The 14,710-nt window shown below is 45.8% G+C and carries 15 protein-coding genes; 12 read left to right on the forward strand and 3 right to left on the reverse strand.

Annotated features, from left to right (window positions below):
• Window positions 1–178: 178 nt before the first annotated feature.
• Window positions 179–1,546 carry a thioredoxin-disulfide reductase gene (gene trxB / locus ACMUEV_RS12200; RefSeq protein ID WP_190652026.1) on the reverse strand — a complete coding sequence of 456 codons (1,368 nt, stop codon included), beginning with the start codon at window positions 1,544–1,546 and terminating at the stop codon, window positions 179–181.
• 173 nt (window positions 1,547–1,719) lie between these two features.
• Here trxB and sipA point away from each other — a divergent pair, with 173 nt between their 5' ends.
• The 3 genes from sipA to ACMUEV_RS12215 all read left to right on the forward strand — a co-directional run bounded on the left by sipA (window position 1,720) and on the right by ACMUEV_RS12215 (window position 4,276).
• Entirely contained in the window at window positions 1,720–1,938 is a 219-nt protein-coding gene (gene sipA / locus ACMUEV_RS12205) for a regulatory protein SipA (protein WP_017288830.1), read from the forward strand.
• 79 nt (window positions 1,939–2,017) lie between these two features.
• On the forward strand, window positions 2,018–2,968 hold the full coding sequence (locus ACMUEV_RS12210; protein ID WP_190652025.1) for an AAA family ATPase: 951 nt from the start codon (window positions 2,018–2,020) through the stop codon (window positions 2,966–2,968).
• Between the two features lie 3 nt (window positions 2,969–2,971).
• Window positions 2,972–4,276, forward strand: coding sequence for a DUF58 domain-containing protein (locus ACMUEV_RS12215; protein ID WP_190652024.1), 1,305 nt, complete (start codon window positions 2,972–2,974; stop codon window positions 4,274–4,276).
• A gap of 149 nt (window positions 4,277–4,425) precedes the next feature.
• Here the strand turns inward: ACMUEV_RS12215 and ACMUEV_RS12220 are convergent, their stop codons facing one another.
• Entirely contained in the window at window positions 4,426–4,824 is a 399-nt protein-coding gene (locus ACMUEV_RS12220; RefSeq protein ID WP_017288825.1) for a response regulator, read from the reverse strand.
• 158 nt (window positions 4,825–4,982) lie between these two features.
• Here ACMUEV_RS12220 and gyrA point away from each other — a divergent pair, with 158 nt between their 5' ends.
• The 8 genes from gyrA (at window position 4,983) to ACMUEV_RS12260 (ending at window position 11,821) form a co-directional block, all read left to right on the forward strand.
• A complete protein-coding gene (gene gyrA, locus ACMUEV_RS12225) occupies window positions 4,983–7,559 on the forward strand; it encodes a DNA gyrase subunit A (protein WP_190652023.1) in 2,577 nt (858 codons plus the stop codon).
• A gap of 453 nt (window positions 7,560–8,012) precedes the next feature.
• Window positions 8,013–8,348: a cation:proton antiporter subunit C gene (locus ACMUEV_RS12230; RefSeq protein ID WP_017288823.1), complete on the forward strand. Its 336-nt coding sequence runs from the start codon at window positions 8,013–8,015 to the stop codon at window positions 8,346–8,348.
• Window positions 8,345–9,772 carry a cation:proton antiporter gene (locus tag ACMUEV_RS12235; RefSeq protein ID WP_190652022.1) on the forward strand — a complete coding sequence of 476 codons (1,428 nt, stop codon included), beginning with the start codon at window positions 8,345–8,347 and terminating at the stop codon, window positions 9,770–9,772. Before ACMUEV_RS12230 ends, ACMUEV_RS12235 begins: the two co-directional genes overlap by 4 nt.
• Complete coding sequence (locus ACMUEV_RS12240) at window positions 9,769–10,149, forward strand: Na+/H+ antiporter subunit E (protein ID WP_017288821.1); 381 nt, start codon at window positions 9,769–9,771, stop codon at window positions 10,147–10,149. Before ACMUEV_RS12235 ends, ACMUEV_RS12240 begins: the two co-directional genes overlap by 4 nt.
• Window positions 10,146–10,397, forward strand: a complete 252-nt coding sequence (locus ACMUEV_RS12245; RefSeq protein WP_017288820.1) for a hypothetical protein — start codon at window positions 10,146–10,148, stop codon at window positions 10,395–10,397. The genes ACMUEV_RS12240 and ACMUEV_RS12245 overlap by 4 nt, the downstream gene beginning before the upstream one ends.
• The gene (locus ACMUEV_RS12250; protein WP_017288819.1) at window positions 10,394–10,675 is read left to right on the forward strand and encodes a monovalent cation/H(+) antiporter subunit G; all 282 of its coding nucleotides are present in this window, start codon (window positions 10,394–10,396) and stop codon (window positions 10,673–10,675) included. Before ACMUEV_RS12245 ends, ACMUEV_RS12250 begins: the two co-directional genes overlap by 4 nt.
• Window positions 10,668–11,168 (forward strand): DUF4040 domain-containing protein, encoded by a 501-nt coding sequence (locus tag ACMUEV_RS12255; protein WP_017288818.1) that lies wholly within the window; start codon window positions 10,668–10,670, stop codon window positions 11,166–11,168. The genes ACMUEV_RS12250 and ACMUEV_RS12255 overlap by 8 nt, the downstream gene beginning before the upstream one ends.
• Window positions 11,165–11,821, forward strand: coding sequence for a Na(+)/H(+) antiporter subunit B (locus tag ACMUEV_RS12260; protein ID WP_190652021.1), 657 nt, complete (start codon window positions 11,165–11,167; stop codon window positions 11,819–11,821). The genes ACMUEV_RS12255 and ACMUEV_RS12260 overlap by 4 nt, the downstream gene beginning before the upstream one ends.
• Before the next feature lie 78 nt (window positions 11,822–11,899).
• Here ACMUEV_RS12260 and ACMUEV_RS12265 read toward each other — a convergent pair whose 3' ends face one another.
• Complete coding sequence (locus ACMUEV_RS12265) at window positions 11,900–12,538, reverse strand: hypothetical protein (protein WP_017288816.1); 639 nt, start codon at window positions 12,536–12,538, stop codon at window positions 11,900–11,902.
• 1,027 nt (window positions 12,539–13,565) lie between these two features.
• Between ACMUEV_RS12265 and ACMUEV_RS12270 the strand changes: the two genes are divergently transcribed.
• Window positions 13,566–14,681 carry a glycosyltransferase family 2 protein gene (locus ACMUEV_RS12270; protein WP_242044524.1) on the forward strand — a complete coding sequence of 372 codons (1,116 nt, stop codon included), beginning with the start codon at window positions 13,566–13,568 and terminating at the stop codon, window positions 14,679–14,681.
• Window positions 14,682–14,710 lie beyond the last annotated feature (29 nt).

The following is a 14,710-nucleotide window of genomic DNA, read 5'->3' on the forward strand; positions in this document are numbered from 1 at the left end:
TGGACTTAGCACCGTTAGCCTTGGAATTCCATTCCAGGGCGAGCTAGAACGAAGTGAGAAACCTGTTGATACGTTGCAAACATCCTCTAAAGCGAGTTTTGACTTCACCAGACGCAAAAGCTCCGAGTTTTTTGAAAAACCCGGAGCTTTTGAATTTCAGCATTGATATGCCAAGTCTTTAATCGGCGATGTAAGCGGTAATCAATTCGCGATATTGGCTCTTTTGCTTGACACCTTTGACTTCTGCCACCTTGTCTTTATTTTTGAAAAGATGAATAGTCGGAGTTCCCATCACGCCTGCTGCTTCTGCAATTTCGGGATCTTCCTCAATGTCAATTTCGACATAGTGGATTTTGCCATCGAACTCATCGACAACTTTATTCAAAATTGGCTTGAGCGTGTGACAAGGACCACAACTTGGAGAAGCATACTTGACCAAGATTAAGCGATCGCTTTCGTGATACAACTTCCGCAACGCTAAGCCACCGACATGGCGAGTATGTTCCAAACTGAATTCGATCACTTGTTCAGAAGCTGGATGCGCCGTATTTTCTTCGTTGGGAACATCCGCTTCAATGCGCTCAAATTCTTGCACTAAGCCATTGGCGGATAACCAGCGCTCTGCCAACATCGCTGCCATACAGCCCGTTCCTGCAGCGGTAATCGCTTGCCGAAACTCGTGATCTTGCACGTCGCCTGCTGCGTAGACTCCTTCCAAATTGGTTTCGACAGAACCATGCGTTTTGATGTAGCCTACTTCATCGAGTTCGATTTGACCCTTAAACAAAGCTGTATTGGGAGTGTGTCCGATCGCATAGAACAAGCCTTTCGCTTCGATGATGCTTTCTTCGCCTGTTTGACGATTGCGAATTTTTACACCTGTCATGTGCTTCTCATCGCCGACAACATCGATCGCTTCTGAATTCCAGTGAACCGTAATGCGAGGATTGCTCAGGACTCGATCTTGCATCGCTTTTGAAGCGCGCATCACATCGCTTCGCACCAAGAGATTCACATGATCGCCATACTTTGTCAGATAAATTGCTTCCTCGGCAGCAGTATCGCCGCCGCCAATCACCACGAGAGGGACACCTCTAAAGATCGGGGTTGCACCATCACAGATTGCACAAGCCGAAATTCCACGGCTCCAGAATTCATGCTCGCTCGGTAAGCCTAAGCGTTTTGCGGTTGCTCCTGTCGCAATTACGACACTGTGCGCTTCAACCTCTCGCGTTTCGGCGCGAATCTTGAATGGGCGAGTTGAGAAATCAACAGATAAGACATCTTCTGTAACCAGTTCTGCACCCCAACGCTCAGCCTGCGCTTTCATCTGGGTCATGAGTTGCGGGCCAGTGATGCCTTGCGGAAAACCAGGGAAGTTTTCAACTTCAGTTGTCGTCATTAGCTGACCTCCTGGAAGCCCGCCCGCCTGAAAACCTTCAAAAACTAAGGGTTTGAGGTTGGCGCGTCCTGCATAAATCGCTGCCGTATAGCCAGCAGGACCTGAGCCAATAATGACTAAATTTTCGACAGTGGGGTTTGCCATAAGACTTTTACACAAACTCATAACGACTATGAGTAGTATACCCTAAAGTTTGGAAGAAATCGAATAATTTTGTTGGAAAAAGGGGTGGGGAGTAGGGAGTGAGGGAATGGGAAGTAGGATGTCGATCGCTTTAAAGGCTATGCTCGATTGGCAGATATCAGAGATTCGGTGTCATGAAAGAATTTACGATCGGTGCAAAGGTTCGTTTGATTTCTTTGCCGCCTTATTTGAAGTCGGCTGATCCAATGCCGATGCTGCGTCCGGCGGATATTTTGCAGGTCGGGGATGAAGGAACCGTGCTCGATCGCCGACCCGGTGGCTACTGGGGTGTGAGATTCGAGAAAGGAGCATTTCTGCTAGACAGCCAATACCTAGAAGCAAACGCAGAATAACCTCCCCACTCCTCATTAAATTATCCAAACCCAAACTTCCGCACTAAGATGGTTGTGCTCATAGTTACCCCATCCGCCTATGTCCGACCTGCAAACAACTTTTTCTAAACTGAGACAGAGCCTTGATCAGATTGTGGTTGGTCAAAGTGCCCTCATCCAGCAGCTTTTGGTTGCGTTGCTTTCAGGCGGTCATGTGATCTTAGAAGGCGTGCCTGGAACTGGAAAAACATTAACTGTCAAAGTGATGGCGAGGCTAGTGCGATCGCAGTTTCGACGTGTGCAACTCACGCCTGATATTCTGCCTTCTGACATTCTCGGTACGAATATTTTCGACCTCAATACTCGCAGCTTTTTGCTGAAAAAAGGACCCGTTTTTACTGAAATTCTTCTCGCGGATGAAATCAATCGAACTCCGCCGAAGACTCAATCAGCACTGCTCGAAGCAATGGAAGAACAGCAAGTCACCTTAGACGGTGAGAGTTTACCGTTGCCTGATTTCTTCTGGGTAATTGCGACTCAGAACTCGCTGGAATTTGAAGGCACGTATCCGCTGCCAGAGGCACAACTCGATCGCTTTTTATTCAAGTTAATGGCGGTCTATCCAGATCCGGTTGCCGAGAAGAAAATGCTGCTCAATCATCAAGCAGGCTTTCAGGGTAAGCGATTGGATTTAGATAATATTCAGCCCATTGCATCTGTCGAGCAAATTTTGCAGGCGAGACGGGAAATTCGATCGCTCAAAGTCGAAGAGAGTGTTCTGGATTATTTACTCGCAGTAGTTCAAAAGACTCGGCAACATCCAGACTTAGTTTTAGGAGCATCGCCGCGATCGGCGGTCGCGTGGCTCAATGTCAGTAAGGCTCAAGCTTGGCTGTCTGGGCGCAGCTATGTCACACCAGATGACATTAAAGCTGTTGCATCTCCTCTATTGCGTCATCGTCTGATTCTGCGTCCTGAAGCCCAGTTAGACGGGATTGGAGTCGAAGCGGTGATCAATGCTGTCCTCAATCAAGTTGCTGTGCCTCGTTAACTTATGCTGCCTTCACGTCGAACTTACGGATTGTTATTGCTGGGTGGTGCGATCGCGGTCATTGCATTCTTCTTTAATCCCGCTTTGGCGATTTTGGGAATGTTGCTGTTTGACTTGATTGTTTTAGCTTTAACGATTTGGGATGGCTGGCGCGTCAAGCCGCATCGAGTCAAGATCGACCGGCAGGTCGCATCGCGCTTATCAATCGGGCGAGACAACTTAGTCAGTCTCTCGGTTGAAGCAGGCAAGACAACGGCAGATGTGCGGATTTATGACAAATATCCGATCGCATTTGGTATCTCTTCGATGCCTTTAGCGGCAAAGTTATCTCCCAATACTTCGCAACAGCTTTCTTACACGGTTCATCCCAGTGAGAGAGGCGAGTACATTTGGAAAGACATTCAAGTTCGGCAGTTAAGCCCTTGGCGTTTAGCTTGGCACAATTGGCAGATTCCACAAGAACAGAAAGTCGCTGTCTATCCAGATTTGATGGGATTGAGATCGCTCTCAATTCGCCTAACGCTAGAATCGTCTGGCTCAATGCGTCGCGCTCGAAGAATGGGAATTGGAACCGAATTTTCAGAGCTTCGAGAATATGGGATTGGAGATGATCCACGCTTCATTGATTGGAAAGCAACAGCGAGACGCGGACAACCTTTAGTTCGAGTGTTGGAACCAGAACAAGAGCAAACGTTGATTATTTTGCTCGATCGCGGTCGGTTAATGACTTCGCAAGTAAAGGGATTGACGCGATTTGACTGGGGACTGAATGCAACTTTAGCTTTGGCTCTGGCAGGATTGCATCGGGGAGATCGAGTCGGAGTCGGAGTATTCGATCGCCAAGTTCAAACTTGGATTCCACCGGAACGCGGGCAAGCTCATCTCAATCATCTGATTGAGCGGTTGACTCCGATTCAGCCCGAGATACTAGAGCCAGATTATCTCGGTGCAGTGACAACGCTCGTCAATCAACAAACTCGACGCGCTTTAGTCGTCGTCATTACCGATATTGTTGACAATACTGCGTCTTCAGAATTGCTTGCAGCATTGGGAAGATTAACACCGAGATACTTACCTTTCTGTGTCACGTTGCGCGATCCACAGGTTGATCAACAAGCTCATACTGTTACTGATGATTTGCCTTCAACCTATGAAAGGGCAGTGGCATTGGATTTAATCGCTCAAAGACAGATGGCGTTTAGTACGTTGAAACAGCGAGGCGTTTTAGTTTTAGATGCACCTGCGAATCAAATCACGAATGAATTGGTCGATCGCTATCTGCAACTCAAACTCAAGAACCAACTTTAACGGCAATCCCTTGATCAGGTCTTGATCAAGATGCGATCGCTGACACTGTGAATCTTCTAGCCCTAAGCACGATTTTTCAGCAATGTCTTGCCAAAATCGCGCTAAAATAGTACTAATGTATGCAAACCTTTGAGGCAAATGTTATGCCGCTACGCCCCCGGCAGCAGTTCCATAATCTGATCGACAAAGGCTTGATGATCGACGACTGGCTTCGAGATATAGCCATCTGCACCACTTTGTTTGAGGAAATTTTCGCGATCGCCTTCCATGGCGTGAGCGGTTACCAAGATAATCGGCAAGCTTGCAGTCTTCTCATCTGCCTTGAGCAACTGAGTTAGCTGAATCCCATTCATCGCTTTGCCTTGGTACATACTACGAGAAAGAGAGACATCCATGAGGATAATGTCTGCCTCGCCGGACTGGGCAATCTCAATCACTTCATCTACATTTTCAGTATGTTTGACCGCTAGACCTCCGCGTTTTGTCAGAATTTTGGAAAAGACTCTAGCATTTGTCAGATCATCCTCCACAATTAGGACGGTTTGCATATCAAATTCCTCTTACGACAAGATGCTGGATACGGCACAATAAAACGATTGTAAGATAACGCAACTGTATTAGTATTTTCAGGACAGCGATCAAATTAAATCACCGAACCGATCATTTCCGCATATAGTTTGTAAAATTCAGCAGGACAAGTAGGCTCATGGCGCGGACGCGAACTCAATCAGAACAGTTAAACATTCTTCCAAGTGGACAAGTCATCCCGACTGCGTTACATACAGAAATGCAGCAGTCCTATTTGGAATATGCCATGAGCGTCATCGTTGGGCGAGCACTACCCGATGTGCGCGATGGCTTAAAACCTGTCCATCGTCGTATTTTATACGCAATGCATGAATTGGGATTAACTCCCGATCGCCCTTATCGGAAATGCGCCCGTGTCGTCGGGGACGTACTCGGTAAATATCACCCGCATGGCGACCAAGCTGTTTATGATGCGTTAGTTCGATTAGTTCAAGATTTTTCCAGCCGCTATCCGCTACTTGGGGGGCACGGAAACTTCGGCTCCGTTGATAATGATCCGCCTGCGGCAATGCGATATACCGAAACGCGACTCTCCGCGATCGGGAACGAAGCGTTACTCACAGAAATTGGCGAATCAACCGTCGATTTTATTGGGAACTTTGATAATTCACAGCAAGAGCCAACCGTTTTACCTGCCCAACTCCCGATCCTGCTGCTGAATGGGAGTTCAGGAATTGCAGTTGGAATGGCAACGAATATTCCGCCGCATAATATGGGTGAAGTGGTCGAAGGATTGATTGCCTTAATCGATCGACCCACGCTTTCAGATGAAGAACTGCTCAAGTTGATTCCAGGACCCGATTTTCCGACAGGTGGGGAAATCATTGATACGAATGGAATTCGAGAAGCTTACTTAACCGGACGGGGCAGTGTTCCGATTCGGGGAATTGCAAACTTAGAAGAAATTCAAACCGGACGAGGGAAGCATCGTAGAAGTGCGATCGTCATTACCGAATTACCGTATCAGGTCAACAAAGCTGGCTTGATTGAGAAAATTGCCGAATTAGTCAACACTGGCAAAATCGAAGGGATTGGCGATCTGCGCGATGAAAGCGATCGCGAAGGTATTCGCGTCGTGATTGAACTACGTCGCGATGCGAATCCTCAAAAAATTCTCAATTTCCTTTATCGTCAAACCCCCTTACAGAACAATTTCGGAGTAATTTTACTCGCGCTTGAGAACGGACAACCGAAGCAAATGTCCCTCCGACAAATGCTGCAAGCGTTCCTAGACTTCCGCGAAACTACTTTAACGCGGCAATATCGTCATGAATACGATCAAGCCGATAACCAGCTTCATGTGGTCGAAGGTCGCTTAAAAGCGCTGGCGAATCTGGATGATGTAATTGATATTTTAAGAAACGCACCCGATGGAGGAACTGCGAAGATTCAACTGCAAGAGCGCTTAGACTTGAGCGATCGACAAGCAGATGCCATTCTGTCGATGCCACTACGTCGGCTCACCGGAATGGAGCGGCAAAGCTTACAAACCGAATATGATGAGCTGCTGGCAAAAATGGATGAGCTGCACAAGCTGCTCAGCGATCGTAAAGAATTGCTCAAAGCATTGAAGAAAGATCTGCGGGCATTGAAGAAGAAATACGGAGACGATCGTCGCACTAAAATCCTTTCTTCCACTGAAGTTGCAGCGATGGAAGTCAAGGATAAAGATGAAGCGACGACTGCTGCAAAATCGGTCAATTTAGCCTTTGAGTTTGAGGAAGAAGAGCAAGATACCGTTGTAGAAGTAACTCAGCGGGGCTACGTGCGGCGCATGACCCCGAAAACCTACGATCGCTTAAGCAAAACTCGCAATGATGATACCGTCACCAAAGACTTAGAAGACGGAGATGATTTTGCAACTCAAACTGACTTTACAACCACAGGTAAAACGCTGGTTGTCTTTACTCGCAATGGAAAAGCCTTTACGTTGAAAGTCCGAGACATTCCGCAAGCGAATAACAATAAAGCAAAAGGTTCGCCCCTTGTGACGTTGTTACCTCCTGCGGCGCAAGCAGAACCCGATGCGATCGCGGCAACTTTCATGCTGCCGGAAGTTCTAGATGATCAATTTGTCTTACTTCTGACCGAACAAGGCAAGATTAAACGCTTGCCGCTGTCTGAATTTGCGGATATTACCGGGCGAGGCTTAACTGCACTGAAACTCAAAGAAGGGGATCAACTCTTAGCTGCTAACCCAGTTCAAGTGGGTGAGCAGGTGATGTTAGCAACTTCAAGTGGGCGAGTCTTACGCTTTGAAGTCAATGATTTGCAGGTTCCAGTAGCAAGCCGGACTTCTCAAGGTCAAACCGGAATGCGCGTGGGCAAGAAAGAGCGGATTGTTGGATGGGCGATCGCGAACGAAGATGATACCTTCCTGATGATTTCCGAGCAGGGCTATGCAAAACATATGGAAGTCTCAGCGATGCGTCGCGCCAGTACTGGAGAACTTGGAACTCAATCGTTCCATTTCAACAATAAGACTGATTTAGTCGCTGGAATCGTGGCGGTACTGCCTCAAGCATTAGTGTTCTTATTGACAAATGAAAATCACTTAGCGCGGATCGATGTCGATCGTTTAGAACTGAGAGCAAAAGATGAACGCGGCGATCGAGTTGTCAAATTGGCGAAAACAGAACGGATTACCCATGTGAGTCTACCTGTGTTGTTTGGTAGCGAAGAAGAGAACGAATAATCGTCGCTCGATTGAACGCTGCTCCGAATCTCCCGATATTGTTATTCCAACTTGTCCTGGCACGAGTTCGGCAAGTCTTGCTGAACCTGTGCCAGAAGGCTCAATTTGTTGATCGAGATGACACAAACCAGACTCGTCCTGCAAGAGAACAATGGTCAGCAGAGCCGAGTTTGTCTTTTCGGTTTCAGTCGGACTTTATATAGAAAATTTCGAGTTGTTAGGGTCGAATCCACTCAATTATTAAGGACTTGAAGCGAATGAAACCTATGGTAAGGTATGGGGTTTTCTATACTCTTCAAGTTTTTTTTAAGACAGCTATCTCGTAATATCAAATAGAGACGAATCAATCCTTTAATGGATCATCAATATTATTCAATCAATAGTGCAAAGCTACGACTTTTCGCTATTGATCAAATTACGATCGAACACCCTAGTTTTTAACAGGAAAATTTCGTGCTAGAAGCGTGTGTCTTTGCCACAGTTTTGTGCGGTTTTTTTGGCATTATTCTGAAAAAGAATCTTGTCATGAAAATCATTTCAATGGATGTGATGAGTGCAGGGGTGATTGCTTACTATGTCGTGATTGCTGCTCGGCAAGGAACGTTCACACCTATTCTCTCTGGAACAACAGAACGAGCTTTTGCTGATCCAGTTCCTCAAGCTGTGATTTTGACAGGTATTGTGATTGGCTTCTCAATTCAGGCACTCATGCTGGTTGGTGTCATGAAGTTAGCCAAAGAAAATCCAACGTTAGAGAGTCACGAAATTGAAAAACAGAATACACCATGAATATTCTTACACTTGCCTGGATTACATTCCCGTTCTTTCTCGGGTTTGTGATTTATTTAGTACCAAAACTCGATAAACAGCTTTCATTGTTCGGCACATTAGTTTCTGTTGCTTATGCTTTGAAACTATTTACTGAGCCTGCATTAAACCTAAAACTATTAGATAGCTTTGGCGTAGTCTTAACGGTTGATTCGCTAACAGCGTACTTTATTTTAACGAATGCGATCGTCACGATTGCCGTGCTATTTTACTGTTGGCAAACCAGCAAATCAACCTTTTTTTACGCGCAAACGCTGCTCTTACACGCCAGCATTAATGCTGCATTTGTTTGCTCAGATTTTCTCAGCTTATATATTGCGTTAGAAGTCAGCGGAATTGCAGCATTTTTGCTAATTGCTTATCCGAGAACCGATCGCAGTATTTGGGTCGGGTTACGTTATCTGTTTACTAGTAATGTCGCCATGCTGTTCTACCTGATTGGGACAGCTTTGGTTTATAAGGCAGATCATTCTTTCAGTTTTACAGGATTGCAGAATGCACCACCTGAAGCAGTCGCGCTTCTGTTTCTAGGCTTACTGGTCAAAGCAGGAGTATTCATTTCAGGCTTGTGGCTGCCGATGACACATTCTGAAGCAGAAACGCCTGTATCTGCCTTATTGTCCGGAGTCGTGGTCAAGGCAAGCCTCTTAGCTTTGGTGCGATGTGCGTTGATTTTGGATGATATCGATACGATCGTACGAATTTTTGGAGTCGCAACAACGCTTTTAGGAGTGTTTTATGCGGTCTTTGAGAAAGACACGAAACGGATGTTAGCATTTCACACTGTTTCACAATTGGGATTTATTCTGGCAGCACCGGAGGCAGCAGGCTTTTACACGCTCTCGCACGGCTTAGTGAAATCCTCACTATTCTTGCTTGCCGGGAATTTGCCCAGTCGGAACTTTAAGGAATTGCAGACCAAGACGATTTCGACCCCGGTTTGGATTGCGTTGGTGATTGCCAGTCTTTCGATTTCTGGATCGCCTTTGTGGGCAGGATTTGGAGCCAAGGTTTTTACCCTGAAGAATCTACTGCCTTGGCAAGTAATCGCAATGAATGTTTGTGCCGTCGGCACAGCGACCTCTTTTGCAAAATTTATCTTTTTGCCACATGGCAAGACCGAGGAAAAAGTGCGTCCGGGATTGATTGCCGCGATCGTGCTCCTTCTCGGAGGCTTGTTGTTCGCGAATATTGCCTATATCCAAGCTTATACCGTCGAAAACATTGTGAAAGCCTTCGTCACGATTGGCGGGGGATGGTTGGCATATTGGGTGATCTTTCGACGGGCGACGGTCAAACTGCCGCGAATGCTTGAAGAGTTTGAGCACCTAGTCGGCATGATGGGCTTAACCTTGATTCTGTTGTTCTGGATGGCACTCGCATGATTGGACATGTTCTTGTCAGACTCGTTCTCTGGTTCTTGCTCACTGCCGATTTCAGTGCAGCAAATATTGTGATTGGACTCTGTATTGCCTTTCTCTTACCTCGGAGCTATACGGCTCCAGAGACTTTAAGAGAGTGGCTACGATCGCTGAAAAAAATTCTCATGGTGATTCCGGCAGCGTATCAAGAAGCGTTTGAAATTATGCTGCATCCGCACCGCCATGAAACGATAGTGAAAGAACGAGTTCCCGCTCATCGATCGCCACGGATGATTTTTCTCGATATCTTTCTGATTACCTTCACACCGAAAACAATCGTCACGAAACACGATGATAGAGGTTGGTATGAAGTGCATGAAGTGCGGAGGGATGCTTCATGAATATCCTGCTGATTGCAATGCTGATTGCATTGTTAATTCCGCTCTACGAAGCTTGGAAGAATGAAGATATTTGGCAAACGATGCTTGCATTTGCCAGCGTCTCATCCAAGACCGCCATTATTGCTTTAACGATCGCGGTCTTTCGAGACGATTGGATGATTGGCGTTGTTGCTGTGATCATTTTGAGTGTGGGTAACGCTGGCATGATGCTGCTCGCACATATTCTCAAGAGGATGAATGACGGATGATCAATATTCTCAGTGATATTTTGATTGGAGCGGGCATTGTTCTCTGGTTTTGGGGGACATTAGCCTTACCGACTCAGCGATCGGTACTTTACAAACTTCACAGTTTGTCCGTTGCTGACACGCTCGGTTCGATGACGATTATCTTCGGATTGTTTCTGAGGATTCCGAACCGATGGGCATTGTTACTGCTTGCGCTCTTTTGTCTGATGATTTGGAACACCATGTTGGGCTATGTGCTGGCTCACTGTTCGAGTAGTGAGGAACCGGATTATGACTGAGGTAAATATCATTGCCGTGCTCTTGCCAATTGTGGCAGCTATGTTAGTGTTTCAAACAAATCCCTATCATGCACTGATCATTCGCGGCATTTTAGGGGCTATCGCTGCCTTGTTATATGCCGTGTTAGGAGCGGGAGATGTTGGCTTGACAGAAGCATTGATGGGCAGCTTACTGGCAACGATGCTATACGCAGTAGCAGTACGATCGTCATTCGTCATGCGGCTAGGAATTCTTACAGAAGAGAATTTGGAACCAATGATTGAGAATGTGCGATCGATCATGAACAAGCACTATATGCGAGTGGAATTAGTACCCTTTCGCGATCGCCAAGATTTAGATCAAGCATTGATGACGAAAGAAATTCATGCAACTTGTGTGCGCGATTCGGAGAACTATAACACAGTAGTGCGCATCCCACGCCTCTATGAAATTTTACAAAACGAACTAGCATTTCCTCTCGCTCAACTGACTTACAAAGGAGAGAAATCATGAAATGGCTCTACCTTGCAGCCGGATTAGCGCTGTATGTGAAATTTCTTTTTATGCCGAATCCTGCGCCAGAATTGCCGTTTTCGATCGCAGAGACGGTGGTGAAAGAAAGTGGTGTGATTAATGCAGTCTCGGGAATTATTTTTAGAAATCGGCTTTACGACACGATTTTTGAAGTGATTGTGTTTACGATCTCAATTCTCGGGGCGAAGTATCTCTTATCGAATGAGCCGCCCAGTAAAGTGCACCATTTTACGGATCAAGCTTCCATTGTGTTGGCAAGATTAGGAGCGACCATCTGTGCATTGGTCAGTATTGAATTGGGAATCCGAGGGCATCTGAGTCCTGGGGGCGGATTTGCTGCCGGGGTTGCGGGTGGAACAGCGATCGGGCTGATTGCGATTACTTCTTCGCCAGAATGGTTGGAAGCAGTGTATCACAAGTGGAAAGCTGCGATGTGGGAGAAGATTTCGGTTTTGGTGTTCATTGTGTTGGCAGTGATCACGCTAGCTGGCTATGAGTTGCCGCATGGAGAACCGGGAGCTTTGATCAGTGGTGGAGTTTTGCCATTGCTGAATGTTCTAGTCGCGATTAAAGTTGCGCTAGGGTCTTGGGCAGTGGTTTTGCTCTTCATTCGGTATCGGGGATTGTTGTAAGAGTTTACTTTGACCTTCTGTATGCTAGAGAGTTCACGATTCAGGATTGCTAGGTGCGGATTGTGGCTTAAAGGAGAGTTACTCGCGCGCGAATTTCCGCTTATGTAAAGCGGAATTGAGCGTTAAAACGGTACTGAACACAGCTGGATTTTGATGGACTAACACCGCATATGTTGGAGACTGTAAATTGATCCAGATGACCAGTTCTGATGTACTGAATGTCAGCACGATCGGAACTTTGGCGACTGACAGTGCCCAAGCGTTCTGATACGCTTGCAATCGATGTGTTAAAGAAAATGTCTTGACAGCACCAAATAGCTCGTTTTGGTAGCGCATCCCGGTTTGAATTCGCCCCTTGTAGAAGAAAGAAAATTGCTGGGTCGAGCCAAGTTTGATGATCGTAGGAAACTCGGTCGGCAGGATAGGCGAGGTTTGAAAGCCCAAAATTTGCAAAATTCGGCGCTTAATTTCAATGAGATTCGCTGAGTGAGCAGGTGCTTTCTCGAATTGCTGATAGAGTTTCAGCAGCAGTTCAAGTTCTACCGTCTCTGAGCCTTCGGAGTTTAGCTGACATGACCAGTTCGACAGGATTTTATCCAGGCTCATTTCGCTGAGACCCGCCGCTCTAGAATTGGGCATGAATAGCTGCGCGAGATTATCGGTACTTTGGCGTAAGAGTTTCCGAATACAATATTGGGCAAGTGGCGATAACGACATGTCAAATCCAAGACACAATAGAGCGATTTCTCTGAAAATAGTTTGAAAATCGTCGTTGAATGCTAACCATCTCTAGATTGCAAGTCAGAGTGAGTTCACTAAAAGGATTCAAAAACAAAAAACTAGCGCTCAGTTCGTATAGCACAGACGTGCATCAGTCCTGGTTAAATACCTAAAGCGAGACAGATCGAAGTGAAACAGCTTTTTTATAATCTTTCAAATATCTTTTCAGAGGTTGAACCTAGAATGCCCAATCCAAAAATTGAGACGAATTTTCCCCTTGAAAGGACTTCTCATCAATGATGATGAGTTCTAATCGAGTAAGGAAATATTGATTACTTTCTTAAATCTTTAATTTCGTCTGAGTGATCGAGCGCATAACGGAGTTCAGTAGAGAGGTGGTTTTTCGCAAGGTAAGTATCAATGTGATGTTTAAGCTTTAACTCGCTTCTTGTACAGAGGCTAACTAGAAGTAAATATACTCTGCATCTAAGCAGGATAAGCGCTAAACTTACTGCGATCGCTCTAGCTTTGACGAGAGTTTTGATACGAGCCTCTCTGTGTATGTGTCTAGCTCCAAAAAAATAGAGGGGCTACCTTTATTCTACGGAACTTTAGGTTATCCGGATAGTTAGTTATCCCTTGTAGCCAGTGCATCCGTTCAAGCGCAAAATGCGTGCTTGACTTTACTGATTGAATACGTTTACTTATATAGATGGCTCGGTGTGGCACGGTTGAGATGAAATCATTCAATTAAGATATCGTGTTAAGAAAATGTGAATCTGTGTGAATCTGTACTGCTCGTATTGAAAACGGCAGAAGAGAGAAGTTAGGTAGAGAGACTAGAAAAGCTAGGCACTGAGAATTGAGGACGTTTCGGTTAGGTTTCGAGAAAAAGATTGCCTACGCGGGTAGAAGATTTAAGCGATATTGCTTTTCTAGCACCTGAATGCTTTTAAAAGTTTTTAGCTGATGAGATCAGACTGCATCTAGTCTGCATCAATCATTTGTCTATAGGTGTGTTCCAATGCAAGAACAATTTTCACCTGTGCGATCGACTCGGCACAGCCCATATTCGATTGTGCCTTCATCCGATCAAAAGCCACTCGTTTCATTGATTGCTCCCGCATTTAATGAAGCACTGATTCTGCAAGATAACCTGTCTTTTCTCTGCGACTACATGCGATCGCTAGAGTCGGAGTATGACTGGGAAATTGTGATTGTGAATGATGGCAGTCGCGATGAAACGGGTCGGTTAGCTCAAGAATTTGCCCGCACCCACTCAAATGTCCGAGTGCTTCATCATCGCGTCAATCGAGGACTCGGACAAGCATTAAAGACCGGGTTTAGCGGCGCAAAAGGGGACTATGTCGTCGTCGTTGATCTGGATCTGAGCTATTGTCCTGAGCATATCGGCTTGCTGCTGAAAAAGATTCAGGACACTCAAGCTGGTGTTGTCGTTGCTTCACCTTATATGAGTGGAGGACGAGTTTCAAATGTCCCTTGGTTACGGCGTGAGTTAAGTGTGTGGGCAAATCGATTTTTATCGATCGCAGCGAAGCGCAACTTATCGACGTTGACTGGAATGGTTCGGGTTTATGATGCGGAATTTCTGCGATCGCTGAATCTGCGCTCAAATGGCATGGAAATCAATCCTGAATTGATTCACAAAGCCTTTTTACTTGGAACAAAAGTAGAAGAGATTCCCGCTCATTTGAATTGGAGAACGCAGAAAAGCCAGCCAAAACAGCAGCAGCGCAAATCGAGCCTGAGTTCGAGTGCTAAGTTGCTTCGGCATACGTGGGAAATCTTTTTCTCAGGCTTTCTACTGCGCCCTGTGATATTTTTTATCGCCCCAAGCTTGCTCTTTTTTCTGATGTCGCTTTATGCCAATGCTTGGGTACTGATTCATTGCTTCACGCAATATCAGCGCTTAGCGCAACAGACTCGTTTCCCAGATGCGACGGAAGCAGTGGCATTAGCATTCACCCATGCTCCACACACCTTTTTTATTGGTGGAACGACGTTAATGCTGGCAATTCAGCTTTTTAGTTTAGGCATTGTATCGGTACAGAATAAGAGCTATTTTGAAGAGCTTTTCTATCTCAATACCGCGATTTATAAGCGCAATTCCGAACAGTAGAGTTTTGAAAATATTTGCAGTTCCAAGGC

It is taken from the genome of Leptolyngbya sp. FACHB-1624 (genome assembly GCF_047649235.1).
Taxonomy (GTDB): Bacteria; Cyanobacteriota; Cyanobacteriia; order Leptolyngbyales; family Leptolyngbyaceae; genus Leptolyngbya; species Leptolyngbya boryana.

Excerpts from the sequence above, each read along its gene's own strand:
- gyrA (WP_190652023.1), top strand. The coding sequence starts at position 4,983 with ATGGCGCGGACGCGAACTCAATCAGAACAGTTAAACATTCTTCCAAGT.
- ACMUEV_RS12260 (WP_190652021.1), top strand. The coding sequence starts at position 11,165 with ATGAAATGGCTCTACCTTGCAGCCGGATTAGCGCTGTATGTGAAATTT.
- trxB (WP_190652026.1), bottom strand. The coding sequence starts at position 1,546 with ATGGCAAACCCCACTGTCGAAAATTTAGTCATTATTGGCTCAGGTCCT.
- ACMUEV_RS12270 (WP_242044524.1), top strand. The coding sequence starts at position 13,566 with ATGCAAGAACAATTTTCACCTGTGCGATCGACTCGGCACAGCCCATAT.
- ACMUEV_RS12215 (WP_190652024.1), top strand. The coding sequence starts at position 2,972 with ATGCTGCCTTCACGTCGAACTTACGGATTGTTATTGCTGGGTGGTGCG.
- ACMUEV_RS12220 (WP_017288825.1), bottom strand. The coding sequence starts at position 4,824 with ATGCAAACCGTCCTAATTGTGGAGGATGATCTGACAAATGCTAGAGTC.
- ACMUEV_RS12210 (WP_190652025.1), top strand. The coding sequence starts at position 2,018 with ATGTCCGACCTGCAAACAACTTTTTCTAAACTGAGACAGAGCCTTGAT.
- sipA (WP_017288830.1), top strand. The coding sequence starts at position 1,720 with ATGAAAGAATTTACGATCGGTGCAAAGGTTCGTTTGATTTCTTTGCCG.
- ACMUEV_RS12235 (WP_190652022.1), top strand. The coding sequence starts at position 8,345 with ATGAATATTCTTACACTTGCCTGGATTACATTCCCGTTCTTTCTCGGG.
- ACMUEV_RS12245 (WP_017288820.1), top strand. The coding sequence starts at position 10,146 with ATGAATATCCTGCTGATTGCAATGCTGATTGCATTGTTAATTCCGCTC.
- ACMUEV_RS12255 (WP_017288818.1), top strand. The coding sequence starts at position 10,668 with ATGACTGAGGTAAATATCATTGCCGTGCTCTTGCCAATTGTGGCAGCT.
- ACMUEV_RS12265 (WP_017288816.1), bottom strand. The coding sequence starts at position 12,538 with ATGTCGTTATCGCCACTTGCCCAATATTGTATTCGGAAACTCTTACGC.
- ACMUEV_RS12240 (WP_017288821.1), top strand. The coding sequence starts at position 9,769 with ATGATTGGACATGTTCTTGTCAGACTCGTTCTCTGGTTCTTGCTCACT.
- ACMUEV_RS12250 (WP_017288819.1), top strand. The coding sequence starts at position 10,394 with ATGATCAATATTCTCAGTGATATTTTGATTGGAGCGGGCATTGTTCTC.